This window comes from Brucella pecoris (genome assembly GCF_006376675.1).
In the GTDB taxonomy this organism is placed as follows: domain Bacteria; phylum Pseudomonadota; class Alphaproteobacteria; order Rhizobiales; family Rhizobiaceae; genus Brucella; species Brucella pecoris.
On record NZ_VEWK01000010.1, the window covers coordinates 198592 to 224383 of the forward strand.

Below are 25792 nucleotides of genomic sequence, written 5' to 3' on the forward strand. Positions count from 1 at the left end.
TGACAGGCACAGCATCACGCCCAAAGGACCGTTCTGCAAGCAGAATATTGCGAGTTCAGGCGAGCTTTATGATGAGCTTTCCGAAATTGCCGCCGTCCAGCAGAGAAATGAAGGCTTTCGGCGCGTTTTGAAGTCCATCGACAATGTCTTCCCGATAATGCACCTGCCCGTCGGCGATCCATTTTGCCATATCGCGATAGAAAGCCGGGCGATGCTCTGGATAGTCGCGCTGAATGAAGCCGCGAATGGTGAGACTTTTCGACAGGATGTCGCGCATCACCACCGGCAGACGATCAGGCCCGTCGAACGGCCCGCTCTGGTTATATTGCGCGATCAGGCCACAGACCGGCACGCGCGCAAACTGGTTCAACAGGGGAAATACCGCGTCGAAGACCTTGCCGCCGACATTCTCGAAATAGACATCAATGCCTTTTGGACAGGCCTGCGCCAGTTCCTGAGCGAAATTTGGGCTGCGATGGTCGATGGCTACGTCAAAGCCGAATTCATCGATGAGCGCCTTGCATTTATCCGCTCCGCCCGCGATGCCGACGGCACGCGCGCCCTTCATCCGGGCGATCTGTCCCACAGCGGAACCGACCGGCCCGGTTGCCGCCGCAACCACGACTGTTTCGCCCTCCTTCGGCTGGCCGATGGTGAGCAATCCGAAATAGGCGGTGAAGCCCGGCATGCCGAGAATGCCGAGCGCGGTGGTTACAGGCGCTTCCTTCGGGTCAAGCTTGCGCAAGGCCGATGCATTGGCAACGGCGTAATCCTGCCAGCCCGAGTGAGACAGCACGAAATCGCCCGGAGCAAAGCCCGCACTTTTGCTTTCAACGACCTCACCGACCGTGCCGCCTTCCATCACCGCACCGATGGCCACCGGCGCAGCATAGGATTTGGCCGCGCTCATACGCCCACGCATATAGGGGTCGAGCGACAAATAGCGCAGTCTCAGGAGAACCTCGCCGTCACCGGGGCTGGGGATCGCCGCTTCCTCCAGCCGGAAATTTTCTGCGGTCGGCCGACCATCGGGGCGCGATGCGAGCACGATACGGCGATTGATCTTTTCGCTCATGAGCGGAACTCCTGATAGTGATGATCGGACTTCAAGCTTTGTTTATTTAGGGCGAGAATCGGAAAAGTTGAGCTTTTGCAATCGGGATCAAGCTATATATCCATTGTGAACGCCTGACTTGGAAATCTATTCCAAAGCTGGCGATTTTGCGCCAAGCATCACCTTTTTTGCAATTCGCTCAAACCTTGGGGTAAACGGCATGAATCAGGACAAGCTTTTTCTCTTGAAGCCGGGTTTTGAAGATCCGGCTTATCCCGGCCAGACATTTTATTGCTGGCACTGCGCGCTTATTGAGGGGGTGCTGGCATCATTTCCGACGCTGGGGAGTAGTCTGGACATTGAGCGCATCGATTGGCAGCGCCCGCGCAAGAGCGTGATAGCGCTGGCTGGAGAGGACAACCAAAGTCTGCCGCTTTTGATATTGAAGGAAGGCGACCGCTCTGCATTCGAGACCGGTATGCATGAAGGACGTTCGCTGATTGCCGACCCGCACAAGATATTGGCCGCCCTGACAGAACGGCACAGCTTTCCGCCCCTGCATCCCTGAAAGCCTGTCTCACAGCCATCCCTCTACCCCTTGACAGGCCCAGGATGACGTTGGGCATTGGCGTTGCCCTATCACCTCGTCCTTCGAGACGGCGCTTCGCGCCTCCTCAGGATGAGGTGATAGACGCCGTGCTGCCTGCTTCATTATCGATGATGACCAATTCTGCGCCGTCATCGACGCCCGGATACAAACAAAACCCCGCCCTTGTGGCGGGGTTTCGCTTGGTGGACAGTATGGTTGCTTGTCACCTCATCCTGAGGAGGCGCGAAGCGCCGTCTCGAAGGACGAGGTGACAAGCGCAATGCTTACTTCATCGTCGGGATGACGAATTCTGCCCCATCCTTAACCCCAGACGGCCAACGCGACGTGACGGTCTTGGTCTTGGTGTAGAAGCGGAATGCATCCGGGCCATGCTGGTTGAGATCGCCAAAACCGGAAGCTTTCCAGCCGCCGAAGGTGTAGTAGGCAATTGGAACCGGGATCGGCACATTGATACCGACCATGCCGACCTGAACGCGGCTGGCGAAATCGCGGGCCGCATCGCCATCGCGGGTGAAGATGGCAACGCCGTTACCAAATTCATGTTCATTCGGCAGAGCAAGCGCTTCCTCGTAGGTCTTGGCGCGAACGACCGAGAGAACCGGGCCGAAGATCTCTTCCTTATAGATGCGCATATCCTTGGTCACGTTGTCGAACAGGCAACCGCCCATGTAGAAGCCGTTTTCATAGCCCTGCATCTTGAAGCCACGTCCATCGACGACCAGCTTCGCGCCTTCTTCGATGCCGAGATCGACATAACCGCGAATGCGATCAAGAGCAGCCTGGGTGACAACCGGGCCGTAATCGGCAGAATTGTCGGTGGACGTGCCGATCTTCAGCGATTCAACGCGTGGGATCAGCTTTTCCATCAGGCGGTTGGCGGTGTCTTCACCGACCGGAACAGCAACGGAAATTGCCATGCAGCGTTCGCCTGCCGAGCCGTAACCGGCGCCGATCAGCGCATCGACGGTCTGGTCCATATCGGCATCGGGCATGATGAGCATATGGTTCTTGGCGCCGCCGAAGCACTGCACGCGCTTGCCGTTCGAGCAGCCGCGACCATAGATATACTGGGCAATCGGCGTGGAGCCGACGAAGCCGATGGCCTGCACATCCGGATCATCGAGCAGTGCATCGACCGAATCCTTGTCGCCATTGACCACATTGAAGATGCCAGCCGGAAGACCGGCTTCCATGAACAGTTCAGCAAGGCGCATCGGGACGCCGGGGTCACGTTCGGACGGCTTCAGAATGAACGCGTTGCCACAGGCAATCGCCGGACCGGCTTTCCACAGCGGGATCATGGCCGGGAAGTTGAACGGCGTGATGCCCGCAACAACGCCGAGCGGCTGGCGCATGGAATAGGTGTCGATGCCCGTGCCGGCATTGTCGGTGAATTCGCCTTTCAGCATATGCGCAGAACCGAGGCAGACTTCCACCACTTCCAGACCGCGCTGGATGTCGCCCTTGGCGTCGGCAATCGTCTTGCCATGTTCGCGGGCCAGCAGTTCGGCCAGGCTGTCATATTCGGCTTCGACCAGTTCAATGAACTTGCGCAGGACGCGGACGCGGCGCTGCGGATTGGTCGCGCCCCAGGCAGGCTGTGCAGCCTTGGCGTTTTCAACGGCGGCGCGCACTTCAGCCTTGGTGGCCAGCGCCACTTTCGCCTGTACCGTGCCGTCAAGCGGCTGGAAAACGTCGGCAGTGCGACCGCTATTACCGGCAACGTGCTTGCCGCCGATGAAATGTCCGATATTGCGCATCGAAGAACCTCCCTGATGATCGCCTTGAGGAGCCACACGGCTCCCATCGTTGACACCATCTTGACTCTGCAAATTCCTGATTGCAAGACGCTGAAAAGCGTATCCGTTGTGCAAATTTTAGAGTAATTAGGAAGCATATTCACGCAGAGAGCATCATGAACTGGGACGATATTCGCATTTTTCTCGCCGTCGCCCGCTCAGGCCAGATTCTGGGTGCGGCCAAAAGGCTGGGCCTCAACCACACGACTGTGGCCAGGCGGCTGACCGCACTTGAAACGGCGCTGTCCACCACGCTTCTGACGCGCCGCACCAACGGCTCGACGCTGACACAGGCTGGCGAGGAGTTTCTGCTTGCTGCCGAACGCATGGAAGCCGAAATGCTTTCCGCCCGCTCGCAGGTCGGCAATGCGGATATTGCCGTATCCGGCACGGTGCGCATCGGCGCGCCAGACGGTTTCGGGGTCAACTTTCTGGCGCCCCGGCTGGCACGGCTGACACAGAAATATCCCGACCTCACCATCCAGTTGGTGCCGGTGCCGCGCTCGTTTTCGCTGTCACGCCGCGAAGCGGATATCGCCATTACGGTCGAGCGCCCGGAGCAGGGGCGGCTCATTGCGCGCAGGCTCGTCGATTACACGCTTAGTCTCTATGCGCATCGCAGCTATCTGGAAGAAAACGGCACGCCGGAAACCACTGACGATCTCGCCCGACACCGGCTTATCGGCTATGTGGAGGATCTCGTCATCAATCCGTCGCTGGCCTATGCGCCGGAGATCAGCCGCGACTGGAAACCGGCCTTCGAAGTATCGAGCGCGCTTGGACAGGTCGAGGCCGTGCGGGCCGGTGCGGGCATCGGCATATTGCACGCCTTCATCGCCCGCGCCGATCCCGATCTCGTGCCAGTCCTGCCCGACCGGGTGATCCGCCGCGCCTACTGGCTCGCCTATCATGAATCCGCGCGGACGCTCAGGCGCGTCACCGCCATATCGGCACTCATTTCCGAACTGGTCGAAAGCGAAAAAACACTATTCAGCTAAATCAATTGAGCTTCATATAAGCGACCATGACGCCGACGATCATCGCAGCGGGAACGAACAAGGCGTCAAGGCCAATGAAATAATGGCCGAGACCGCCGCCGACTGCGCCCAGCATCAGGGACAACCAGACCGCCACATGCTGCAGCCAGCGCCATTTCGGCGTTTCCCCGCGCAGCGAACAGGCAAGATCGGCGGCAGCGTTAAAGAGCGTGCCCGTCACATAGGTCACGCCCAGACGCGCGGCCCCGATAGGCTGCACCGCCGCATTCTGCGCGCCCATGGCCGCAGCGAGCAACAGCACCGGCTGGATGAGCAGCGCGCCCTCGCGCCGCAGCACGCCGACCATCAGCAATATCGCCACGACGCTCGCCATCACATAGAGACTGCCCCAGCGCCCATAAGCACGCACGACAAGTGTGCCGAAGAAGGCGCCACCGAAGAAAAGAACAATCAGGATCGCGGGGAACCAGATCAGCACTGTGCCTTGCACGCCAGGCTGCCCCGCCAGCGCGACACCAAGCTGCGTGGTGTTGCCGCTCATGAAGGATGCAAAGAAACCGCCCAGTTGCAGGAAGGCAATCGCATCGACGAAACCGGCCGCTGCCGTGAGAACCAGACCGAGCGACAGTTTGGAATTCGGTGTCATTTCAGTGAACTTCGAGAAAGGAAACGACCCGGCTCAAAAAGGCCGGGCCAGGCAATTGATCTGATGCTCACGCACGTTTGACGATGCGCAGGATAATCAGCAGGATGGCAGCACCTATAAAGGCGTTGACGATCGCGGCGATAATCCCTCCGCCGACGGAAAATCCGAGACGCGGCAAAAGCCAGCCCGCGAAAAAGGCACCGATCACGCCGACGATGATATTGCCGATCAGGCCGAAACCGCCGCCCTGCACAACCTTACCGGCCAGCCAGCCAGCGATGAGACCCACGAAAAGAAATACGAGAAGACTTCCAACATCCATGCGCTTTTCTCCCTCTCATAATACGTCACCCGACGCATATGGATCAGAGTTGACAATATGTTGGGCGGCGGCACAAGGGGGCGCGGGCGCCTCCCCCTGCTAAATCACGGCGCTAGATGCCGGAATGCAGCAACGACTTCCTCGTAAACCTTGCGCTTGAAGGGAACGATCAGTTCCGGCAGTTCCGGCATCGGCTTCCACTCCCAGCGATCGAACTCGGCCGTATGCCCGCCGGGCGGCGGATTGATGGCGACCTCGCTCTCGTCGCCCTCGAACCGATAGGCAAACCATTTCTGCGTCTGGCCGCGATACTTGCCCTTGAGCGCCTGGCCAACCAGATGCGGCGGCAGATCATAGTTGATCCAGTTCGGCGCTTCGGCAAGCAGCGATACCGACTTCATGCCGGTTTCCTCGTAAAGTTCGCGGATAGCTGCTTCGATCGGGTCCTCGCCCTTGTCGATGCCGCCCTGCGGCATCTGCCAAAGCTGGGTCGCACCATCCATCTCGTCGCCCGGAATGACGATACGACGGCCAGCCCAGACCAGCCCGACCCTGTTCAGCACCATCAGCCCGACACATGGGCGGTATGGCAAGCTTTCAGGATCGACAGGACCTTTGTGTTTCGACATGACATTCTCCATGATATGCAAACATAATTACTGCCGTTCGGGATCACGCACCAGCGCCGAAACCGGCACGATTTCAATGCCGCGCTTCTTGACCTCATTGGCCCATTCAGCAACCGCATCGACGGTCACCGCGAAGGCCGAACCGGTGCCGATGGCACTGCCATTGGCGCGCGCGGTTCGCTCCAGTTCGTCGAGGCGATCGAGGATGGCGCGGCGCTCTTGCGATGCATCAATCAAAACATTGGCGGCGGCGAAAGGCACAGCGTCGCTCGTGGCGATCCGGTCGGCCTGACTGCGCGCCGACGTGCCGTCATCCAGATAATATAGGCCGCGGTTTCCAATCTCGCTCAACACCGGCGAAAATGCTTCCATCTCGGATGTAAAACGTGCGCCCATATAATTCATGACACCGGCATAATTGGTCATCCGCGACAGCGCCCACCGCAATGAAGCCTGATTTTTCTCAAGGCCGTCATCAACCGTCAGCGTATTGCGACCGGGATTGACACGCGGATAATCGAACGGTTCCATCGGCAGTTGCAGCACAAGTTCATGACCGTTTTGCCGGGCTGCCTGCATCCAGCGCTGTAAACTATTGCCCTGCGGCGCAAATCCGAGCGTGATTTCCGGCGGAAGCTTGTCAACTGCCTCCATGCTGCCAGTCTGCGACAATCCAAGTCCGCCAATGACGATGGCGACCCGCGCGCCGCGCGCGCCGGACCAGCCGACCGCATAGGCGTCCATCGGGCGCAGACCGTCTGCCCCACGCACCGGAAGCGGTCCGGTGGGGCTTTGCTCGACCAGCGCCTGTTCCGGCAGATGGGCAACGCGCCGATCCTGCCCGGATTGATATGCATTCTGCACCACGACCACATCACCCTGCGCCGTACCGGCAGCGACGCTTGGCATACCCGGCGGCATATCGGGTGTGACCTTGATGATGGCAGGCCCCGGCTGACCGTTCGTTCCGCGCTGCGCACGACCGGGCGGTGGCGTATTGCCGGTTGCAGGTTGGGCTTTCGTCCCGATGGCTGGCGCTTCGACTTGCGACGGCTCCACAGCAGCGGTTTCGATCTTGCGGAAACTTGCCTGATTGCTCCGCCAGATGGCGAACACCGCGCCACCGGCAAGGCAAAGCCCCACCACGATGGCGAGACCTGTCACAGAAGAACGAAAAGCGCGGGAGCGTGAGCCCCCGCGCTTTTGCGGTTTCTTATCCAGTCCTAACGGGCTGTTCAGATCCAGCATGGAGCGATCAGTTCAACACACCCTTCTTCGGATCCGGCGGGAATGCGGCATTGGCCACTTCGCCACGCAGGAGCTTGAAGGCTTCGTTGAGCTGAATGTCATCCTTCGGATCAGTCGGAACATAAGCCGACGAACCAGAGCCGTTATCATCTTCGGCATTGCCCTTGATGTGGCCCTTGAGTTCGGATTCGCCGCGAACGACGTCCTCGCCTCTCAGTTCCGGCGGCAAAGGCTGGTCAACCTTGATGTCAGGCGTGATGCCCTTGCCCTGGATCGACTTGCCCGACGGCGTGTAATAGAGCGCCGTCGTGAGACGCAGCGAACCGTTTTCGCCGAGCGGAATGATCGTCTGTACCGAGCCCTTTCCGAAGGATTGCGTACCGAGCACGGTGGCGCGGCGATGATCCTGCAAGGCACCGGCAACGATTTCCGACGCACTGGCCGAACCGCCATTGATCAGAACGATAACCGGCTTGCCGTCGGTCAGGTCGCCCTTGCGTGCATCGAAGCGTGTCACATCCTGCGGATCGCGGCCACGGGTCGAAACGACTTCGCCCTTGTCGAGGAAGGCATCGGAAACAGCAACAGCCTGATCGAGCAGACCGCCCGGATTGAGGCGAAGATCCAGCACAAAGCCCTTGAGCTTGTCGGCAGGAATCTTGTCCTGAATATCCTTGATCGCCTTCTTCAGATCCTCGGAGGTCTGTTCGGTGAACGAGATGACGCGCAGATAACCGATGTCATTCTCGACGCGATAACGAACGGCCTTCACCTTGATGACGGCGCGGGCAATCTTCAGCGTGATCGGCTTGTCGACACCCTGGCGCTGGATCGTCAGCTCGATAGGCGAACCGATTTCACCGCGCATCTTGTCCACCGCATCGGTCAGCGTCAGCCCGCGAACTTCCTGCCCGTCGATCTTGGTGATGAGATCACCTGCGAGCACACCAGCCTTGGAAGCCGGCGTATCGTCGATCGGTGCGATGACCTTAACGAGATCGTTGTCCATGGTGACTTCGATGCCGAGACCGCCAAATTCACCCTTGGTCTGCACGCGCATATCCTGCGCGGCTTCCGGGTTGAGATAGGAGGAATGGGGATCAAGCGAGGTCAACATGCCGTTGATCGCGCTTTCAGTCAGCTTCTTGTCGTCCGGCGGCGTCACATATTGCGCGCGCACCCGTTCGAAAATATCGCCAAACAGAGCCAGTTCCTTGTAGACATCGCTATCTTTCCCTGCCGCAAAAGCAGTGGAAGCCGGCGCGCCCTGGACCATCACCATGGCTGACGCCCCCAGAAGGGCCCCGGCGAACAGCAGCGACAGTTTACGTATCATTTTCACGTCCTTCCAGAAAGCCGTTCGGTCCACCAAGGGGCAGGATCGACGGGTTTTCCATCCTTTCGAAATTCAATGTAAAGCAATGGCGCGCCATTGCCCACCTCTATCGGCGCAACACTTGCGAGAAGTTTTTCACCCATTGCACCGACCGGCTCTCCTGCAAGTACAAATTGGCCTTGCGATACGTCGATTCGACCCATGCCAGCCATGACGACATGATATCCATTGCCCGCGTCGAGTATCAAGAGCTGCCCGTAAGAACGGAATTTGCCCGCGTAAAGTATCACGCCATCGGAAGGTGACGTAATCGTGGCGGAGGGCAAGGTTTCGACCACCTGCCCCATCATGCTGCCGCCGACGCCATCCTTCTCTCCGAAATGCCGCATTGTCTTGCCAGCCGCTGGCAGAGCGAGCTTGCCCTGAAGCGAGGCAAAATCGATCTGGGCCCGCAGATGATTGTCGTCCGGCACCGATCCTCCGGCCTTTTCCCTTGCTGCAGCAAGGCGATCCGCCTCCGCCTTGCGGGCGGCTTCGGCTGCATCGCGCACGCCTGCCATCTGCTTGTCGAGCCCGTCGATAAGGTCTTTCAGGCTGCCTGCCTTGGCCGCCAGTTCTTCCGAATGCTGGCGCTGCGCCTCGATTTCCTGTTCCGATTGCGACTGCAATTTCTTCTTCTCCTCAAGAAGAAGTGATTGCCGCTTCTGTTCTTCGGCCTGAACCGTGCGGGTTGCCTTCAGTTTTTCCTGCTCTTGCCGGATGGAAGCGGTTACCCGCTGCATATCCTTCAGATCGCCGGTCAGTTCCTCCACTTGGCTGCGCATCTCGGGCACCACCGCACCAAGGAGAACGGCGCTGCGTACCGAGGCAAGCGCATCGTCGGGCCGGACCAGAATGGCAGGCGGCGGGTTCAGCCCCATGCGCTGCAACGCAGCCAGCACCTCCGCCAACACGCCGCGCCGTGCGCGCAACGATGAACGGATGCCGTCTTCCTGCTCGCGCAGCGAGATCAGCTTGTCGGCAATATCGGCAATATCCTGCTGCAGCTTCTTGTCGGTCTTGGCCGATTGGATCAGCGCTGCAGTGATGGTCGCCTGGTCCTTCTTGAGCCCGGCCACCTCATCTTCGAGCTGTTTCAGTTTGTCGCCGGTGACAGTGAGCTCGCTGCTGAGCTTTTCATATTCGCTTGCCGCCTGATCGCGCTGCTGTTGCAAGGCTTCCTGCGCAAGTGCCGATGGCGCACAGGCGAACACGCCAGCCAAAACGAGGCCAGCCTGCGCGAAAGCAAGCAATCGTGGTCTTTTGAAAAGGCGTACAGGACTCATGCGTGTTCTATCAGGACGAAACAAGGCCAAATTCAGGGCCGAAACTAGCCCGAACCCGTTAACGAACCATCAACCATAAACCCGTCGACTGCAATGCCGACCTCAGTGACGCCGCTCCTCCACACGTCAACCAAATTGGCAACTGCAGTCAGCAAGCCCCTTCGCTCCTTCCTTATGAATCGATCAGACCAAGCTCGGCTTTTCTGCGCCGCATCATTTCGCGCATCGATGTCGTCCGTAGCGCCGCCTTTTCGTCGACCTTTTCGGTCTTTTTCCAGATGTCGTAATGCTGCCGGAAATAGTCAATCACGAGCAGATCGGCATGCACGCGGTCCTGCCCGTCCTCGACATGGTTCAGAAGAGCACTCACCCCGCTCGCCTTGCCTTCGGCACGGCGGCAGTTCTGGCCGATCACCCAGATCGGAATTCCGCGTCTTTCAAGATGGCCGGAAATCCAGGGATCGTCCACGGTCCACATGATGTCGGGGATATCGTAGAACAGCTCGTCGAACCATTCCGGATGGACGAGAACCCCGGCAAAACCGGAAATCTGGTCGGCATAGCCGGGCATGCTGCGGTCCGGCTTGTGCAGAAACAGGGAAGCGACGCGCTTCATTCTGTATTTATAGTCCTTGGGCTTCCAGCGGCTGCGTGGAAGCCGATCAGCGGGTCTGCCCGCATCGGCAATATCGGGAAATGTTTCCCCGACCTCGATAATGCAATGACCCGGCTTGCGCGCGGCTTCCGCCTTGAAACGCTGGTGCCAATTGGCATCGTAAATCTTGTCGTCGTCGCAGAACAGAATATCCACGTCCCGCCCCTTCAGGTCGCGGGCGGCTGGCAGAACCTTGGTCGCAGGCCCGAGATCTTCCTCGCAGCGGACAATTGCTATGCCGGCAGGCACTTCGGGCAGGCGCCCATCCCAATCGGGAAACCGCCTGTATTTGTGCGGTATATAAAGGCGGATTTCCTCGGCTTTCAGTCTTTGCGATAGAAGGGACAGCAGCGTTGGCTTCAAAAGATCAAAACGCGGCGGAATGGTCGATAGTGTTATAACGGTAGGCCTGTTCAATTTTCCCCCAAGCACTTTAGTTCATTCTAATAAAACAATGCATTATGCCCAATCAAATGCATTTCATGCTGGGAGCAATCCTAAGATCTCAACCTATTGTCAAGCCAATGAACAGCGTTACGAGCGGTGATCGAGCGAACCGGCACACCGGATCGTCTCCAGCCACTCCATGAGCGTGCGCCGGATCGCAACTTCCGATGCCTCGGAACGCGTGAAAGCCCACCAGATATGCGCGCCCTGCCAGATACTTGCCATCTGCCAGCCGAGACGCTCGGCTTTTGTCGTGTCGCCGGAAAGCCGCCGCCCGAGTGCATCTGCCAGATAAAGGCCCCATGCCGCTCCCCGTGCCCGCAAGACCGGGTTTCGAATGTCTTCACGCAGAAGAAGAAGCCCATCTGTGACGTTATATTCCGCAGTATCACAGGGCATCAGCGCCATCAGCAGATCGACTGCACCTTGCGGCGTGCGTGCAGCGTTTTCATCGGCTGTGCGCGTTGCCGCATCGAGCCGATCCCACGCCCGCAACAGCACCGCCTCAAGCATGGATTGACTGTTGCCATAACGCTGGACAAGCGTGGCAGCGGAAAGCCCGGCGGCCTTTGCAGCCCGCGCAAAGGTAAGCCCATCAGGACCAGCTTCAGCCACAACAGCCATCAATCGGTCGAGTACTGCCTCATCGGGCACGGATTTGGTTCTTGCCATGAGGCATATATAAACGTATATTCATTTATAAATCAACAGGAGCGTTTATCATGGCAAGGATTGTCGGCTACATCGCCGTCAGTCTCGACGGATTTATTGCCGCCGAGAACGGAAGCCTCGACTGGCTGTTCAAATATGACGGTGGAGACATGGGGGAGCACGATTACCGCACCTTCATCAAAGGAATACGTACTGTAGTGATGGGCAGGGGAACCTATGACTTCATCGCCGAAAGCGATGCACCCTGGGCCTATGGCGATCAGAGAACCATTGTTGTCACATCAAAGCCGATCGAGAATCCGAAAGGGCCGCTCGAAATACGTCAGGACGTGGATGCGCTGATCACCGAGTTGCGGGCATTCGACGATGGCGATGTCTGGATGCTGGGCGGCGGGCAATTGCAAATGGCGTTTCTGGAACGCGGCGCGCTGGATGAAATCGAAATCTACCTCATCCCCGAACTGATCGGCAGCGGCATACCGCTGTTTCCGGTCACCGGCTTCAGGGCAAGCCCCGTCCTTCTCAGTGCCAAGACGCTGGGACGCGGCTGCGTACGCCTGCATTATACATTTCACGAACGATGATAGGGATGGCCCGCCAGAATGGTGGCAACGCGATAAAGTTGCTCGGCAATCAGAATGCGGGCAATCTGGTGCGGCCACGTCAATTCGCCCAGCGCCAGAACGAGGTCGGCGCGTGACCGCAATGCCGGATCGTGGCCGTCCGGCCCACCGATCGCGACGATGAGCTGGCGCTTGCCGTCGTCACGCATCCGCCCGATGCGATCCGCAAAAGCTTCCGATCCGAGCGCCTTGCCGCGCTCGTCCAGCAGGATCAGGGCAGCGCCCCCGGAACTGGCATTGTCGAGAGCTTCATGGATGCGCTGGGCCTCTTCTGCCTTGCGCAACTCTGCCGTCTGGCCCCGGCTTTCGGGAATTTCGCTCACACCGGCGAATTCCAGCCCCAATGGCGGTCCAGCTTTCGAAAATCGATCGAAATAACGCTCGACCAACTCCCGTTCGGGGCCGGCTTTCATCCGGCCCACGGCAAAAACACTCACACGCATGACGCTCTCAATTCATCGAATTAGTGCACCAATCCCGGCGCACGTTCGGTGTCGAACCCGTCGAAACCCTCATCGAGCCAGATCTTCTCGATATTGTAGAAGTCACGGACTTCCGGTCGGAAGACATGGATGATGATATCGCCGGTATCGATGAGAACCCAGTCGCCACTCTCGAGACCTTCGACCCGAATATCCTTGCAGCCTGTTTCACGCAGGGCCTGCAGGAGATGGTCGGCAACCGCCGTCACATGGCGATGCGAACGGCCCGACGCGACGATCATATAATCGCCGATCGTTGATCTTCCGCGAATGTCGATGGGGATGATGGATTCCGCCTTGGAGTTTTCGAGACTGGCCAAGGCCGCGTCGAAGGTCTGGGACACGAGATCGGACTCGTCCATCCTGACCGTTGAAGGCGCGTGATGAGCCTTCTTCTCAATTGCTGTTCTCAGTGTATTCCCTTTCTCAGCAGAACAACGCCGTGTGGCAGTGATAAGCACCACACACCCTAAAATAGGCAGAGTCCCCGTTTTGTTTCAAGAGTATCGGCTTTTCCAGCCCGTTCACTTTTTCAGTTTCTCCGCCCATTTTGCATATATCTTGTCAAAATCGTCACGAAAGCATCAAGATCATGTACGGGATTTACGAATGGCGCTGGAGGAAAGCGACGAGCGCGGTCCATGGATGAAAGTCCAGGCCGGAGGCGTGCGCCGCGCCAGCATCGACGCATATTGTTCATCGACGCGGCTGTCGGAGAATGTCTGCGCCATGCGTGACGACAGATAAGCCAGCGTCGAACCCGGTCGGTCGATGACCGCAATCGGAAAATTCTGCGCAATCTCGCGCCAGCGCTGCCAGCGGTGGAAGGAGGCGAGATTGTCCGCTCCCATGACCCAGACAAAATGGACACCGGGATTGGCATCGCGGATGAGCGCCAGCGTATCCGCCGTATAACGCACATTGAAGGCCGCTTCGAGCGCCGTCACCTTGATGCGCGGGTCGGAGGCGATTTCCTCGCTCAGCTTCAGCCGGTCGACGAGCGGCGCCAGTTCGCGACTATCCTTCAGCGGGTTGCCGGGCGTCACCATCCACCAGAGCTGGTCGAGCTTCAGTCGCCGGATGGCAATTTCCGCCACCAGAGCATGCCCGCCATGCGGCGGGTTGAACGAGCCGCCGAACAGCCCTACCGCCATGCCCTTTTCGACATGCGGCATGCGCAGATAATGCGCATCGACACCAGGATATTGTTCCTTCAATGCGGAAAGACCGAAGCCGAATTTCATCCGCGTCTAACCACGAATCTGCCCGTCGCCGCGAACGCGATATTTGAACGAGGTGAGCTGCTCCACGCCAACCGGCCCACGCGCATGCATCTTGCCGGTGGCGATGCCGATTTCCGCACCCATGCCGAACTCGCCGCCATCGGCAAATTGCGTCGAGGCATTGTGCAGGAGAATGGCCGAGTCGATCTCGTTGAAGAAACGTGCAACCGCCTCCGCATCTTGCGCCACAACTGCTTCCGTATGGTGCGAGGAGTAGCGGTTGATATGCTCAATCGCGCCCGAAATGCCGTCAACCAAAGCAACGGAAATGATCGCATCGAGATATTCGGTCGACCAGTCCTCTTCGGCTGCAGGTTTTGCGGACGGATAGAGTGCCAGCACGTCCTGCGAACCGCGAATTTCACAGCCCTTGGCAGCCAAATCTTCGAGGATCGGCGCCAGATGTGTTGAAGCCGCAGCGCGATCCACCAGAAGCGTTTCCGCCGCGCCGCAAATACCGGTGCGCCGCATCTTGGCATCGACCGCAATCTTGCGGGCCATGTCCAGATCGGCGGACTTGTCGATATAAAGATGGCAGATGCCTTCCAGATGCGCGAAGACCGGCACCCGCGCTTCCGACTGAACGCGCGCAACAAGGCTTTTTCCACCGCGCGGCACGATCACGTCAATCGCACCGTCCAGACCTTTCAGCATTTCGCCGACAGCAGCGCGGTCGGTCACCGGCACGATCTGGATCGCATCGGCAGGCAGGTTGGCGGCTTCAAGCCCCTCGACCAGCGCCTTGTGAATGGCAGCCGATGAATGCGCGGAATCCGAACCGCCACGCAAAATGACGGCATTGCCAGCCTTAAGACACAATGCACCGGCATCGGCCGTCACATTGGGACGGCTTTCATAAATGACACCGATCACACCGAGCGGCGTGCGCACGCGCTCGATATGGAGGCCATTCGGACGATCCCATTCGGCAATCACTTCGCCCACCGGATCAGGCAGGGCGGCGATGGCGCGAATGCCTTCCGCAATGGCGACGATCCGGCTGTCATCGAGCGTCAGACGATCGACGAAAGACGCGGCCATGCCGCTGTTTTCCGCATGGCTGAGATCAAGCTTGTTGGCTTCAAGAATGGCATCTTTGCTTGCGAGCATCGCATCGGCGGCGGCAAGCAAAGCTTTGTTTTTCTGTTGAGGCGAAGCGATGGAAAGCGGAACCGCTGCCTGCCGAGCTTTACGGCCAACCTTTGCCATGATGGCTGCAATGTCAGTTTCGGCGTCCACTTTGTTCAGCATCCTCTTCCCCCTTTATGCAACTTCCGTATTGCTGGCAGCACGCACCACCAGATCGTTGCGATGGATCATCGCCGCTCGCGCATCATAGCCAAGAATTTCGCTGATCTCATCGCTTTTATGGCCTGCAATCTTGCGCGCATCCTCGGCATCGTAAGCGATGAGCCCGCGCGCAATCTCGCGACCGTCCTCGTTGATCACCGCAACCGTATCGCCGCGCTCGAACTGACCGTCGATCTCTTTGACACCTGCAGGCAAAAGCGATTTGCCGGATTTCAGCGCCTTGGCCGCACCGGCATCCACCATCAGACGGCCAGCCGGTTCAAGATTGCCGGAAATCCAGGTCTTCCAGGCATTAACCGGTGTCCGCGCCGGTTCGAACAACGTTGCGCGTTCGCCGCGGTCGATTGCCGAAAGCGGTCCGAAACGCGTGCCCGACGTAATAATCATCGCGGTTCCTGCCGCATTGGCGATCTTGCCCGCATCGAGCTTCGTCTTCATGCCGCCACGCGACAGTTCCGACGCTGCGGCGCCCGCCATGGCTTCGATCTGCGGGGTGATGGTTGCGACCAGAGGCAGAAACTCCGCCGCCGGGTTCTTGTGCGGCGGTGCCGTATAAAGTCCGTCAATATCGGACAGCAGGACCAACAGGTCAGCGCCCATCATGGTCGCCACGCGCGCAGCCAGCCGGTCATTGTCACCATAGCGGATTTCGGTGGTTGCCACCGTGTCGTTCTCGTTGATGACCGGCACGGCCTTCAGCTTCAACAGCGTCTCGATGGTCGCGCGCGCATTGAGATAGCGACGGCGCTCCTCGGTATCGGAAAGCGTAACGAGAATCTGGCCTGAGCGTATCGAATGGCCGCCGAGCACATCGGCATAGGCCTTGGCGAGCGCGATCTGGCCTGCGGCGGCAGCCGCCTGACCTTCCTCGAGCTTAAGCGCCTTCTTTGGCAGCCCCAGAACCGTGCGTCCGAGCGCGATTGCACCGGATGAGACCACCAGCACTTCGACGCCTGCGTGATGAAGAGCGGCAATATCCTGCCCGAGGCTTTCCAGCCAGTCGCGCTTCAGACCGGTTGCGCGATCCACCAGAAGGGCGGACCCGATTTTGACAACGATGCGGCGATAGTCTTTCAATTTCTTCAGCATGCTTCATTCCCCTCGCCGCACCCAAAGCGCATCCCGAAAAGTGTGAAACGGTTTTCGGACAAGATGCGCGCCCAAATAAAATCCGATGCTTACTCTTCGGCTTCCGCCGTACCGGCCTCTGCGGCGCGGCTCTGGTCGATGACGCTTGCGAGCTGGCGCAGAGCATCGTTCAAACCTTCATGGCTCACAGCCGAAAGCAGCAGCGGTTCACGCCCGCATGCCTTTTTCAGCGCCTTGACCTTGGCCTTGCGTGCTTCAGGATCAAGCGTATCGATCTGCGACAACGCCACGATTTCCGGCTTGTCGGCCAGACCATGCTCATACGCTTCCAGCTCGCCGCGAATGACCTTGTAAGCCTTTGCTACATCCTCTTCCTGCGCGGAAACCAGATGCAGCAGAACGCGCGTGCGCTCGACATGACCGAGGAAACGGTCGCCAAGGCCGACGCCTTCGCTCGCCCCTTCGATCAGGCCCGGAATATCGGCGATAACGAATTCGCGGCCATCCACACGCGCAACGCCCAGATTGGGATGCAGCGTGGTGAAAGGATAGTCGGCAATCTTCGGCTTGGCTGCTGTCACGCTTGCAAGGAAGGTCGATTTTCCGGCATTGGGCAGACCGACCAGACCGGCATCGGCGATCAGCTTCAGGCGCAGCCAGATGGTGCGTTCGATGCCGTCCTGTCCGGGATTGGCGCGGCGCGGCGCGCGATTGGTCGAGGTCGTGAAATGCAGATTGCCGAAGCCGCCATTGCCGCCCTTGGCCAGCCGGTATCGCTGGCCGATTTCGGTGATGTCGCAGATCAGCGTTTCGTCGTCTTCCTCGAAAATCTGCGTGCCGACCGGCACCTTGAGAACAATGTCGTCGCCCTTGCCGCCCGTCATGTTGCGACCCATGCCGTGCATGCCGGTCTTGGCCCGGAAATGCTGCTGATAGCGATAATCGATCAGTGTGTTGAGACCGTTGACGGCCTCAACCCAGACATCGCCGCCGCGTCCGCCATCACCGCCATCGGGACCGCCGAATTCGAGAAATTTCTCGCGGCGGAACGAAACCGCCCCCGCCCCGCCGTTGCCGGAGCGGATGTAGATCTTTGCCTGATCGAGAAACTTCATCTGAATGTAACCTTCTTGGATGCCCGCACTCTGGCGGGCTTTTGGGCGACAGGCGCCCTGAAATTTGTTACATGCGGGCGTGTGTCCGCATGTGGTGTGTTGCAATTACAGCAAAAGCGGCCTCCTGCAAACAGTTGAGGAGGCCAGATTTCACCCGAGTTTGTTTTTCCAGACCGGATCGGTGAAATCGATATAGATCAATTCCTGATCCAGATACTGGCCCTGCACATAAAGTGACTTGGGTTCGACGCCGTAAGTCTTGAAACCCAGTGCATAATAGACGCGTTTGGCGGCTTCGTTCGTGGCCACCACCTTGGCATCCAGAATGACGACCTGACTTGCAGCATGATCGATGGCTTTGCTGACGAGAGCCTTGCCCAGCTCCAGCCCGCGTGCTTCGGGTGCCACATAGACGCCCCAGAGCGTGCCGCGATGGCGTTCTGACTTGCGATCATGGCGGAAAATGCCTGCCGTTCCCAACAGGTTTTCACCATCGAAAGCGCCGAAAACCACATTGCCGTTCACCTGCTCCAGACGACGCGCGAACACGCTGTCCGAATAGGCATTTTCTTCGTCGAAACTCGAACCGAATGCCAGTGGCGCACGCTGCAGAGCGCTTAATCTTATGGCCCGATAGCGATGCAGATCGCCCTTTTCGAGCGCACGCACCACGATCTTCTCGCGCGCGATTGCATGAGTATCCATCATTTCATTCCCCGTTTTTATCGGTCCTGCGGCCGAGCCAATAAGGTTTGGCACGCAGGACCCTTTGTTTATGACTGCCAGCTTCTCAGCCCGATCCAGGTGCGGCGATCAAGGACATAGCGCTCGACCGGGACATTGCCTGCCGCAAGCGAGTCCGCCATGCCCATGTTGCTGAACTGGAATCCGCACTTGTGGATCACCCGGCGCGAGCCGCCATTGCTGGCCCGGCACGAGACGTGCAGCCGCTCAATTTCCGTTGCGCGGAAAGCCAGATCGATCAGGACGTGAGCGGCCTCGGTGGCAAAGCCGTGCCCCCAATAGGGTTCACCCAGCCAGTAGCCGATTTCCAGCCCCTCACCGTGCTTATGCGCATGGATGCCGCAGCAGCCCATAAAGATGCCGGTTTCCGCTTGCGTAATGGCGTAGATGCAATTGCCCATCTCGCCTTTTCGCACGCGCTCGACAAAATCGACGGCATTTTCACGCGTGTATGGATGCGGCATACGAGCAAGCATACCGGAGACGCGGGCGTTATTGGCAAGATAGGAAATCGCATCCACGTCTTCGACATGCGGCGGGCGCAGGACCAGCCTTTCAGTGACGAGGACAGGACAGTCTAATTCATAAGCCAGATCGGGGGCCATCTCATCGGCCCGACCGGGCGACAGATCTGTGTAACTGTCTCTTCTTTCGCTACTGCCTGCGTCGTAACAATCTTCTTCCAGAACTTCGACAACCATTTTTCGTTCCTCCAGATGCAAAAAGGGAAGATGGTGGCCCCATCTTCCCTTCGATCTTTTGGCTAGGCTGCCATTTGCACCGGGTCCGATGGGACGCCGGTGCTTTAGAGAGTGCCCGGCTTACTCTGCTGCTTCCGCGATCGGGTTAACCGATACGTACGTGCGGCCGTTGGCTTTCGTACGGAAAGACACGGAACCGTTCGTGGTTGCAAAAATCGTATGGTCCTTGCCGAGGCCAACATTGGCGCCCGGATGCCACTTCGTGCCGCGTTGACGCACGATGATGTTGCCGGCGAGCACAGCTTCGCCGCCGAACTTCTTCACGCCAAGGCGTTTGGATTCTGAATCGCGACCGTTACGCGAGGAACCGCCAGCTTTTTTGTGTGCCATTGGTGTTCTCCTTTAATCTCTTTACTTACTCAGCCGTTGCGGCCTTGGCTGCAGCCTTCTTAGGCGCTGCCTTCTTCGGCTTTGCGGCTTCGCCTTCAGCGGCGTCTGCCTTCGGAGCCTTCTTCTCGGCGGCCTTCTTGGAAGGCTTTGCGCCGTCGGTGAGGATCTCCGAGATACGGATGGTCGTCAGTTCCTGACGATGACCGCGGGTGCGCTTCGAGTTCTGACGGCGACGCTTCTTGAACGCAATGACCTTGCGAGCACGGCCCTGTTCAACGACTTCGGCGGTGACGAGAGCGCCAGCGACGACCGGTGCGCCAATGGTCGAGCCGACCATCAGGACTTCTGCGAATTCTACGATGTCACCGGCTTCGCCAGCAACTTTTTCGACCTTGATCAGGTCATTTGCGGCAACGCGGTACTGCTTGCCACCGGTCTTGATGACTGCGAACATTTGTTGTCCTTTCGGTTGTTCGGTCCGGCTCTCATGTCCACGACATTGGCGTCGAAGTGATGGGCCGTCTTTTTATCAGTCGGTTGATGAGTGGGCTGGGCCCTTGATTACGATCTCGGAAACCCGAAATTCTGCAATCAAAACAATAGGCGCGGATCACCCCACGCCCAAGGTCTGGTGCTTATAGGTGTGAAGCGGCAGAAAAGTCAAGAATTTTCACAACGGAATGCAAATTAGCTCTTGTCTAATCAGCGCTGGCCCGTTATTGAGCCGCTACACACTTAGCATTCGCTTTAGATGCTGTTTGACGGCGCGATTTATAGATCGTTTAACCGGATTGCACAATGCGGAGAGGTGGCTGAGTGGTCGAAAGTACCGCACTCGAAATGCGGCGTGGGGGTAACTCCACCGTGGGTTCGAATCCCACCCTCTCCGCCATTTATTTTCCCTGCATGAACAATCAGCCATCTGGTGAATGTAGTCTATCGTTTGCCGCTACAGAGAATTGAGCGCACGCTTCTCCGCACCGCGCAAACCATGCTAGAAGAGCATTATGACTGTGTTATCCGCCGATGCTCCCATCTATCATCCCCCACTGGAACCCTATGTCTCGATCCTTCATCGCGACGCGGATATTCTTGTGCTGGACAAGCCGAGCGGCCTGTTATCCGTACCGGGGCGCCATCCAGCACTGTCGGATAGCCTTGCGACACGCCTTCAAAAGCAGTTTCCGCAAGCCCAGATGATCAATCGTCTCGACAAGGATACGTCCGGCCTTGTGCTGATGTCGCTCAACCGCAAGGCCCACGCCGCCATAGCCTCGCAGTTCGAGGCCCGGACGACGCAAAAATCCTATATCGCCGTAGTCTGGGGCTGCTTCGAAAATGACGAAGGGCTGATCGACCTGCCACTGGCGATAGATCCCGACAACAAACCGCGCCATCGCATCGATCATGATCATGGCAAGCCCGCACAGACACGCTGGCAGGTTCTGGACAGGGGCGATGAACACACCCGGCTGCGGCTCTTTCCACTGACGGGCCGGACGCACCAGTTGCGCGTTCATATGAAAGCGCTCGACCATGTGATCCTCGGCGATGAATTCTACGCCGAAGGTGAAGCCCTCGCTGCCGCAGACCGTCTGCTGTTACACGCGGAAGTACTGGCTTTCCAGCACCCCGACGGGCGCGACGTGACGTTCGCCGCACCCTGCCCCTTCTGAGAGCATTCATGTCGCAGAAAATAGATACATCGGAGCTGATCGTCGATTTTGTCGGAGGCGCTGTCGGCCACCGGTTTCGCTCCGGCGAAGGACGTGGGCAGGCCCTCGCCAAGGCTGTCGGAATAACGCGCGATGTCATGCCTGAAATAGTGGATGCGACAGCCGGGCTTGGACGAGATGCCTTCCTGCTGGCATCGCTCGGCGCAAAGGTGACTTTGATCGAGCGCTCCGAAACGATGCATAACCTTCTGGCGAAGGGGCTGGCGCGTGCAGCGGCAGAAGGCGGGCGCTATGCCGAGACTGTCACTCGCATGACGCTTTTACAGGGAGATTCCTGTCTGCTCCTGCCGGAACTGAAGCCGCAGGTGGTTCTGGTCGATCCGATGCACCCGCCCCGCGGCAATAGCGCACTCGTCAAGAAGGAAATGCGCCAGATCCGCGAGATCGTCGGTACCGATCCCGATGCCGAAAAGCTGATGCAGGTTGCGCTGGAGGCAGCGCAGAACCGTGTGGTGCTGAAATGGCCCTTGCGCGCCGACCCCATGGCTGGATTGCGCAAACCATCTCATCAGATACTCGGCAAAAGCACGCGCTATGACGTGTTCGTCAAGGCCCGGATTAGCTGAATATTGCGCGATAGCTACGACTGTTTGCTCCCGCCTGAAGCAAGGCCACGCGACATTTCGCCGGAATAGATGCTAACGCCATTGCGGCCCTTCGCCTTGGCATCGTACATGGCAGCGTCTGCAGCCGCGAACAGTTCCGCGGCCGACCCACCATGTTTTGGAAAGCAGGCGACACCGATGCTGCAGGTGACTTCCAGATGTGCGCCATCCAACTCGACCGGCTCGCTGATCTTCCGTCTGATTTCATCCAGCCGGGAGCAGAAATCGCCATCATCCGCCTGCAACACGAGAATGAACTCATCACCTCCCATGCGGCCAGCAAGTTCACCGTCGCGCAGCAATAGCGAAATCCGTCCGGCAATCTGCTGCAGAAGCTTGTCGCCCGCAGCATGACCAAGCGTATCGTTGACCGGCTTGAACTGATCCAGATCGAGAAAGCCAAGGGCCACTCGCTGAGAATGAGCCGCCGCCTGTTCGAGAATCTGTTCGAGTTTCAGTTCCAGGAAAGCCCTGTTAGCCAGCCCTGTCAACGTATCGTGTTCGGCCAGATAGCGGATACGTTCGTCGGCAATACGCCTGTCGATGGCAATTCCGCTCATTCTGGCAGCGGTGGTGAAAAACTCCGTGAGGACGCGATCATCCGCAGCGTCGCCATCGACCGAGAAGCCGAGAGCACCGTGCCCCTGCCCGTCTGCGGACGGGATTTTCATGGAGAATATGGCTTCACTATCGGGAACCAATGTCTTCAGTGCCGTTTCAAGCGCTGCGAGAGAAATTGGCTCACGTTCGTTTCTCAAACCGAGCGCCAGAGGAGGCAGGGAAGGTGCAGAAATGACAACATCTTCAGCGGTCTCCCCGGTAACGACGGCAACACAACGAATACCGGCGGCAAGACCTTCCAGCAAATGGGTCAACTGATCGATGAAATCCGGTATGGCCACCGCACTTACCGTCATTTCCAGAATACGGGCCTGAACCTGCATGAAGCGTTCGGCTCTTTTCTTGAGGGAAATGTCACGAGACGCGCCCACAACGCCGATAATCTTGCCGTTTCTATCGCGCAAGGGCACACGCGAGATCATCAGCCAACGATCCATTCCGCCGCGCATGGCGCGCTCTTCATAGCCAAGATCGGGCTGGCCACTCTCCATGACCTGTTTTTCAATCTCAAAAATGCGGGCCGTGAGCGCAGCTTCGCCATGAATATCGAAATCGGTCAGTCCAATGAGTTCATTGATGTCCGAAAGGCCGTTGTTGCGAACCACCGCATCATTGGCGAACAGAAACCGCCCCTGCAAGTCCTTGGCATAGATGAAATCCGGCACGTGATTGATCATCGCAACGAGCCAATCAAGCTGCTCCGCACCGACAGGGGCAGTGTCGTCCGCCTTCTGGTGTGATGGCTGACCAACCTCTTCAACAACCGGCGGATCGCCGTTGTTCTCGCCGGCACTTTGCGCCGCCTTATCTGCCAGACCTTTCATGGATAGAGCCCCTCCATGCTACAAGTTCATATTAGCAATCTTTTGATTGCTGGGAATGGCATAAAACGGTTGCATCCCCGCTTTGCTCACATCCGATACTCTTTTCCGTGACTTTACGAGCAGCGCACAAACTGCCAACATCAATCCTGAGTAGAATAAATTACGATTCCCCCGTTTGAATTCGCGGGATTTATTTAAGCAATCAGAGCGCATTCCGAAAAGTGTGAAGCGGTTTTCGGATCAGATGCGTGTCAAAACAGACAGTTGAGACGCGCTCTAATCCACGACATATCAGTCCGATCACGAGGTCTCATGAAACAGAGCATCGACCTGACGACGGCCCCGATCAATCAGGCTTTGCTGCTCTTCGCGTTGCCGACACTCGGCTCATCAATCTTGCAATCGGCGAACGGGTCAATCGACACGATCTGGATCGGTCAGTTGCTTGGCGAGAATGCACTTGCGGCAACGACGAACGGCAATCTGGTGATGTTTCTGCTGACTGCTTTCGTATTCGGCTTCGGCATGGCATCGACGATCCTGATCGGACAGGCATTCGGACGGCACGACGTTGAAACCGCGCGCACGATAGCGGGCACCACCGTCGGCACTTTCGTGCCGCTCAGCATCGTTGTCGCCGTCATCGGCTGGCTGCTTGCCCCCAAAGTGCTTGAACTGCTCGGAACGCCTGAAACTATCGAGCCGCTGGCCCGCGCATTTCTGCAAGTCACCTTTCTCGCCATGCCGGCAATCCTGATGCAGACGATTCTGATGATGGCTCTGCGCGGCAGTGGTGACGCCATGACCCCGCTGATATTCATGGGAATGGCGGTACTGCTGGATATAGCCCTCAATCCCGTCTTCATTCTGGGATGGGGCCCGTTACCCGCACTGGGTATTGCGGGCTCTGCATTGGCGACAGCGGCTGCCAATTACATAAGCCTGACCGCAATGCTTTATTATATCTATCACCGCGACCTTCCGTTGCGCCTGCGTGGCAGGGAATTGTGGCTCCTTGTCCCTGATCGGGAGCTGCTGCGGCTGATCTTCACCAAAGGATTTCCGATGGGCATCCAGATGATCGTCGTTTCAAGCTCGATGCTGACGATGATGCGACTGGTCAATCAGGAAGGTGTCGATACGACGGCCGCCTTCGGCGCCACACAACAGCTCTGGACCTATGTGCAGATGCCTGCAATGGCGCTGGGCGCCGCAGTAAGCGCCATGGCCGCCCAGAATATCGGAGCAGGGAAATGGGATCGCGTGAACTCGATAACCCGCATAGGGGCAGTTTACGCAGTGCTGATGACGGGAGCACTTGTTGTTCTGCTGCTTCTCGCGGACCGGCAAGCCATGCAAATATTTCTCGGCGCAGACAGTGCGGCAATCCCAATCGGTCAGCACATAGGACAAATCGCGACGTGGGGCTTCATCGCCTTCGGCGTATCGATGGTTCTTTTCGGAACCGTGCGCGCAAACGGTCAGGTTATCTGGCCGCTCATCATTCTTTTCGTATCCATGTACCCGGTACGCCTTGGCGTCGCCATTGGCCTGCGTGAACAACTTGGTTCCGATGCGCTCTGGCTGAGCTTTCCCGCCGCAATGGTATCAACCCTGTTGATGGCGATAGTCCTTTATTTTCACGGCGGGTGGAGAAAAAACGCCTCAATGCACATCGACGCCCACGAACTTCAAGGGGAAGCGGCTTGCGTGTCGCAATCGACAGAAGCCGCCCCATCAAGCAATGCGCTCACTCCCAATGCACCACTTGTCGCGGAAGTGAAATCCGAGATATAGAGTTCCTGTTCAACCGATGAGCCGCCTTCCATTCACGCTCTATCAAGGTTACATGAACGATGCCCAGTTGGTTTATTATTTCACAAGTTCCTCCTGCGAAAACGCGGCGTTCGACGCGATCCCGGTCTATACTGTGAAAGGAATCTTCATGCTCCAACTACGGCCTATGCGAGAGGACGAGTTCCCGACCTATCTCAGCTACTTCATTCCTGACTATGCAGCGGAAGTTGCATCAAGTTATCGTCTTTCCGACGTAGCGGCTCTTGATCAGGTGAAACGAGAAATGGCTTCGGACTTGCCTGAAGGTGTCAATACGACCGACCAGATCTTGCTGTGTCTGATCGATCCTGTCTGCAGTCCTGAAGAGCCTCTTGGCTATCTCTGGTACAAACAGGATCCGGCGAAGCATGTAGCATTCATTATGGACTTCTACATTTTTCCCTCGTTTCAGGGAAAAGGATACGGCAAGCTGGCGTTAGCAACGCTGGAGATGGACCTAAAACGTGACGGCTTTCGGCAAATCAAGCTCCGGGTCGCCGCTGACAACGCGCGCGCCAAGCATGTTTATGACGCGACAGGATTTCATGTGACCGGTGTCAATATGAACAAGTCGCTCACTTAGCAGGACGTTTGGACCCAGGTTGGCAAGCATACTCCAGTTTTCTGATTCGATGACTGATAGCGGATGTTGAGACTCCGATTTCGTTGGCGGCCTGTTTCATGCTTTGTC

Annotated in this window: 29 protein-coding genes and 1 tRNA gene; 8 read left to right on the forward strand and 22 right to left on the reverse strand. The window is 58.0% G+C overall.

Annotation, left to right across the window (positions count from 1 at the left end; translation table 11 throughout):
- Nucleotides 1-55: 55 nt before the first annotated feature.
- Nucleotides 56-1075: an NADP-dependent oxidoreductase gene (locus tag FIB18_RS18165; protein ID WP_140022034.1), complete on the reverse strand. Its 1020-nt coding sequence runs from the start codon at nt 1073-1075 to the stop codon at nt 56-58.
- Nucleotides 1076-1274: 199 nt separating this feature from the next.
- On the opposite strand from FIB18_RS18165, the gene FIB18_RS18170 reads away from it, so the two are divergent.
- A complete protein-coding gene (locus FIB18_RS18170) occupies nt 1275-1622 on the forward strand; it encodes a DUF3088 domain-containing protein (protein WP_140022035.1) in 348 nt (115 codons plus the stop codon).
- Between the two features lie 305 nt (nt 1623-1927).
- Here FIB18_RS18170 and FIB18_RS18175 read toward each other — a convergent pair whose 3' ends face one another.
- The gene (locus tag FIB18_RS18175; RefSeq protein ID WP_140022036.1) at nt 1928-3424 is read right to left on the reverse strand and encodes a CoA-acylating methylmalonate-semialdehyde dehydrogenase; all 1497 of its coding nucleotides are present in this window, start codon (nt 3422-3424) and stop codon (nt 1928-1930) included.
- A 155-nt stretch (nt 3425-3579) separates the two neighbouring features.
- Here FIB18_RS18175 and FIB18_RS18180 point away from each other — a divergent pair, with 155 nt between their 5' ends.
- Entirely contained in the window at nt 3580-4461 is an 882-nt protein-coding gene (locus FIB18_RS18180; protein WP_140022037.1) for a LysR family transcriptional regulator, read from the forward strand.
- Between the two features lies 1 nt (nt 4462).
- Here the strand turns inward: FIB18_RS18180 and FIB18_RS18185 are convergent, their stop codons facing one another.
- The 8 genes from FIB18_RS18185 to FIB18_RS18220 all read right to left on the reverse strand — a co-directional run bounded on the left by FIB18_RS18185 (nt 4463) and on the right by FIB18_RS18220 (nt 11741).
- A complete protein-coding gene (locus FIB18_RS18185) occupies nt 4463-5107 on the reverse strand; it encodes a YoaK family protein (RefSeq protein WP_140022038.1) in 645 nt (214 codons plus the stop codon).
- Nucleotides 5108-5174: 67 nt separating this feature from the next.
- Nucleotides 5175-5429 carry a GlsB/YeaQ/YmgE family stress response membrane protein gene (locus FIB18_RS18190; RefSeq protein ID WP_029929435.1) on the reverse strand — a complete coding sequence of 85 codons (255 nt, stop codon included), beginning with the start codon at nt 5427-5429 and terminating at the stop codon, nt 5175-5177.
- Nucleotides 5430-5533: 104 nt separating this feature from the next.
- Complete coding sequence (locus tag FIB18_RS18195; RefSeq protein WP_140022039.1) at nt 5534-6058, reverse strand: RNA pyrophosphohydrolase; 525 nt, start codon at nt 6056-6058, stop codon at nt 5534-5536.
- A gap of 27 nt (nt 6059-6085) precedes the next feature.
- The gene (locus tag FIB18_RS18200; protein WP_140022040.1) at nt 6086-7306 is read right to left on the reverse strand and encodes a divergent polysaccharide deacetylase family protein; all 1221 of its coding nucleotides are present in this window, start codon (nt 7304-7306) and stop codon (nt 6086-6088) included.
- A 7-nt stretch (nt 7307-7313) separates the two neighbouring features.
- Nucleotides 7314-8642, reverse strand: coding sequence for a S41 family peptidase (locus FIB18_RS18205; RefSeq protein WP_140022041.1), 1329 nt, complete (start codon nt 8640-8642; stop codon nt 7314-7316).
- Nucleotides 8643-8644: 2 nt separating this feature from the next.
- Nucleotides 8645-9967 carry a murein hydrolase activator EnvC family protein gene (locus FIB18_RS18210; protein ID WP_140022042.1) on the reverse strand — a complete coding sequence of 441 codons (1323 nt, stop codon included), beginning with the start codon at nt 9965-9967 and terminating at the stop codon, nt 8645-8647.
- A gap of 172 nt (nt 9968-10139) precedes the next feature.
- Nucleotides 10140-11039: a glycosyltransferase family 2 protein gene (locus tag FIB18_RS18215; RefSeq protein WP_140022043.1), complete on the reverse strand. Its 900-nt coding sequence runs from the start codon at nt 11037-11039 to the stop codon at nt 10140-10142.
- Between the two features lie 117 nt (nt 11040-11156).
- On the reverse strand, nt 11157-11741 hold the full coding sequence (locus FIB18_RS18220) for a TetR/AcrR family transcriptional regulator (protein WP_140022044.1): 585 nt from the start codon (nt 11739-11741) through the stop codon (nt 11157-11159).
- 50 nt (nt 11742-11791) lie between these two features.
- Between FIB18_RS18220 and FIB18_RS18225 the strand changes: the two genes are divergently transcribed.
- The gene (locus FIB18_RS18225; protein ID WP_140022045.1) at nt 11792-12325 is read left to right on the forward strand and encodes a dihydrofolate reductase family protein; all 534 of its coding nucleotides are present in this window, start codon (nt 11792-11794) and stop codon (nt 12323-12325) included.
- Here FIB18_RS18225 and rlmH read toward each other — a convergent pair.
- The 10 genes from rlmH to rplU form a co-directional block, all read right to left on the reverse strand.
- Nucleotides 12313-12807, reverse strand: coding sequence for a 23S rRNA (pseudouridine(1915)-N(3))-methyltransferase RlmH (gene rlmH, locus FIB18_RS18230; RefSeq protein ID WP_140022046.1), 495 nt, complete (start codon nt 12805-12807; stop codon nt 12313-12315). The genes FIB18_RS18225 and rlmH overlap by 13 nt on opposite strands.
- A 20-nt stretch (nt 12808-12827) precedes the next feature.
- Complete coding sequence (gene rsfS, locus FIB18_RS18235) at nt 12828-13208, reverse strand: ribosome silencing factor (RefSeq protein WP_140022047.1); 381 nt, start codon at nt 13206-13208, stop codon at nt 12828-12830.
- Nucleotides 13209-13436: 228 nt separating this feature from the next.
- Nucleotides 13437-14090, reverse strand: coding sequence for a nicotinate-nucleotide adenylyltransferase (locus FIB18_RS18240; protein ID WP_140022048.1), 654 nt, complete (start codon nt 14088-14090; stop codon nt 13437-13439).
- Nucleotides 14091-14096: 6 nt separating this feature from the next.
- Nucleotides 14097-15380, reverse strand: coding sequence for a glutamate-5-semialdehyde dehydrogenase (locus tag FIB18_RS18245; protein ID WP_140022049.1), 1284 nt, complete (start codon nt 15378-15380; stop codon nt 14097-14099).
- A gap of 12 nt (nt 15381-15392) precedes the next feature.
- Complete coding sequence (gene proB / locus FIB18_RS18250) at nt 15393-16529, reverse strand: glutamate 5-kinase (protein WP_140022050.1); 1137 nt, start codon at nt 16527-16529, stop codon at nt 15393-15395.
- An 89-nt stretch (nt 16530-16618) separates the two neighbouring features.
- A complete protein-coding gene (gene obgE, locus FIB18_RS18255) occupies nt 16619-17644 on the reverse strand; it encodes a GTPase ObgE (protein ID WP_140022051.1) in 1026 nt (341 codons plus the stop codon).
- 150 nt (nt 17645-17794) lie between these two features.
- Nucleotides 17795-18352 carry a GNAT family N-acetyltransferase gene (locus tag FIB18_RS18260; protein ID WP_140022052.1) on the reverse strand — a complete coding sequence of 186 codons (558 nt, stop codon included), beginning with the start codon at nt 18350-18352 and terminating at the stop codon, nt 17795-17797.
- Between the two features lie 65 nt (nt 18353-18417).
- Nucleotides 18418-19089 (reverse strand): GNAT family N-acetyltransferase, encoded by a 672-nt coding sequence (locus FIB18_RS18265; protein WP_140022053.1) that lies wholly within the window; start codon nt 19087-19089, stop codon nt 18418-18420.
- 120 nt (nt 19090-19209) lie between these two features.
- Nucleotides 19210-19479 (reverse strand): 50S ribosomal protein L27, encoded by a 270-nt coding sequence (rpmA, locus tag FIB18_RS18270; protein ID WP_109369860.1) that lies wholly within the window; start codon nt 19477-19479, stop codon nt 19210-19212.
- A gap of 25 nt (nt 19480-19504) precedes the next feature.
- Nucleotides 19505-19933 (reverse strand): 50S ribosomal protein L21, encoded by a 429-nt coding sequence (rplU, locus tag FIB18_RS18275; RefSeq protein ID WP_140022054.1) that lies wholly within the window; start codon nt 19931-19933, stop codon nt 19505-19507.
- A gap of 348 nt (nt 19934-20281) precedes the next feature.
- Between rplU and FIB18_RS18280 the strand changes: the two genes are divergently transcribed.
- The 3 genes from FIB18_RS18280 (at nt 20282) to FIB18_RS18290 (ending at nt 21781) form a co-directional block, all read left to right on the forward strand.
- Nucleotides 20282-20371: transfer RNA gene (locus FIB18_RS18280), tRNA-Ser, on the forward strand.
- A 115-nt stretch (nt 20372-20486) separates the two neighbouring features.
- A complete protein-coding gene (locus tag FIB18_RS18285; RefSeq protein WP_140022055.1) occupies nt 20487-21155 on the forward strand; it encodes a pseudouridine synthase in 669 nt (222 codons plus the stop codon).
- An 8-nt stretch (nt 21156-21163) separates the two neighbouring features.
- A complete protein-coding gene (locus FIB18_RS18290; RefSeq protein ID WP_140022056.1) occupies nt 21164-21781 on the forward strand; it encodes a class I SAM-dependent methyltransferase in 618 nt (205 codons plus the stop codon).
- A gap of 14 nt (nt 21782-21795) precedes the next feature.
- Here the strand turns inward: FIB18_RS18290 and FIB18_RS18295 are convergent, their stop codons facing one another.
- Nucleotides 21796-23265, reverse strand: a complete 1470-nt coding sequence (locus FIB18_RS18295) for a diguanylate cyclase domain-containing protein (RefSeq protein ID WP_140022057.1) — start codon at nt 23263-23265, stop codon at nt 21796-21798.
- Nucleotides 23266-23577: 312 nt separating this feature from the next.
- Here FIB18_RS18295 and FIB18_RS18300 point away from each other — a divergent pair, with 312 nt between their 5' ends.
- Together FIB18_RS18300 and FIB18_RS18305 are read left to right on the forward strand one after the other, a co-directional pair.
- Nucleotides 23578-25062, forward strand: a complete 1485-nt coding sequence (locus FIB18_RS18300) for an MATE family efflux transporter (RefSeq protein WP_140022058.1) — start codon at nt 23578-23580, stop codon at nt 25060-25062.
- 52 nt (nt 25063-25114) lie between these two features.
- The gene (locus FIB18_RS18305) at nt 25115-25684 is read left to right on the forward strand and encodes a GNAT family N-acetyltransferase (RefSeq protein ID WP_235894910.1); all 570 of its coding nucleotides are present in this window, start codon (nt 25115-25117) and stop codon (nt 25682-25684) included.
- Here FIB18_RS18305 and FIB18_RS25465 read toward each other — a convergent pair.
- The gene (locus FIB18_RS25465) at nt 25677-25784 is read right to left on the reverse strand and encodes a hypothetical protein (protein WP_407921868.1); all 108 of its coding nucleotides are present in this window, start codon (nt 25782-25784) and stop codon (nt 25677-25679) included. The genes FIB18_RS18305 and FIB18_RS25465 overlap by 8 nt on opposite strands.
- Nucleotides 25785-25792: the final 8 nt, after the last annotated feature.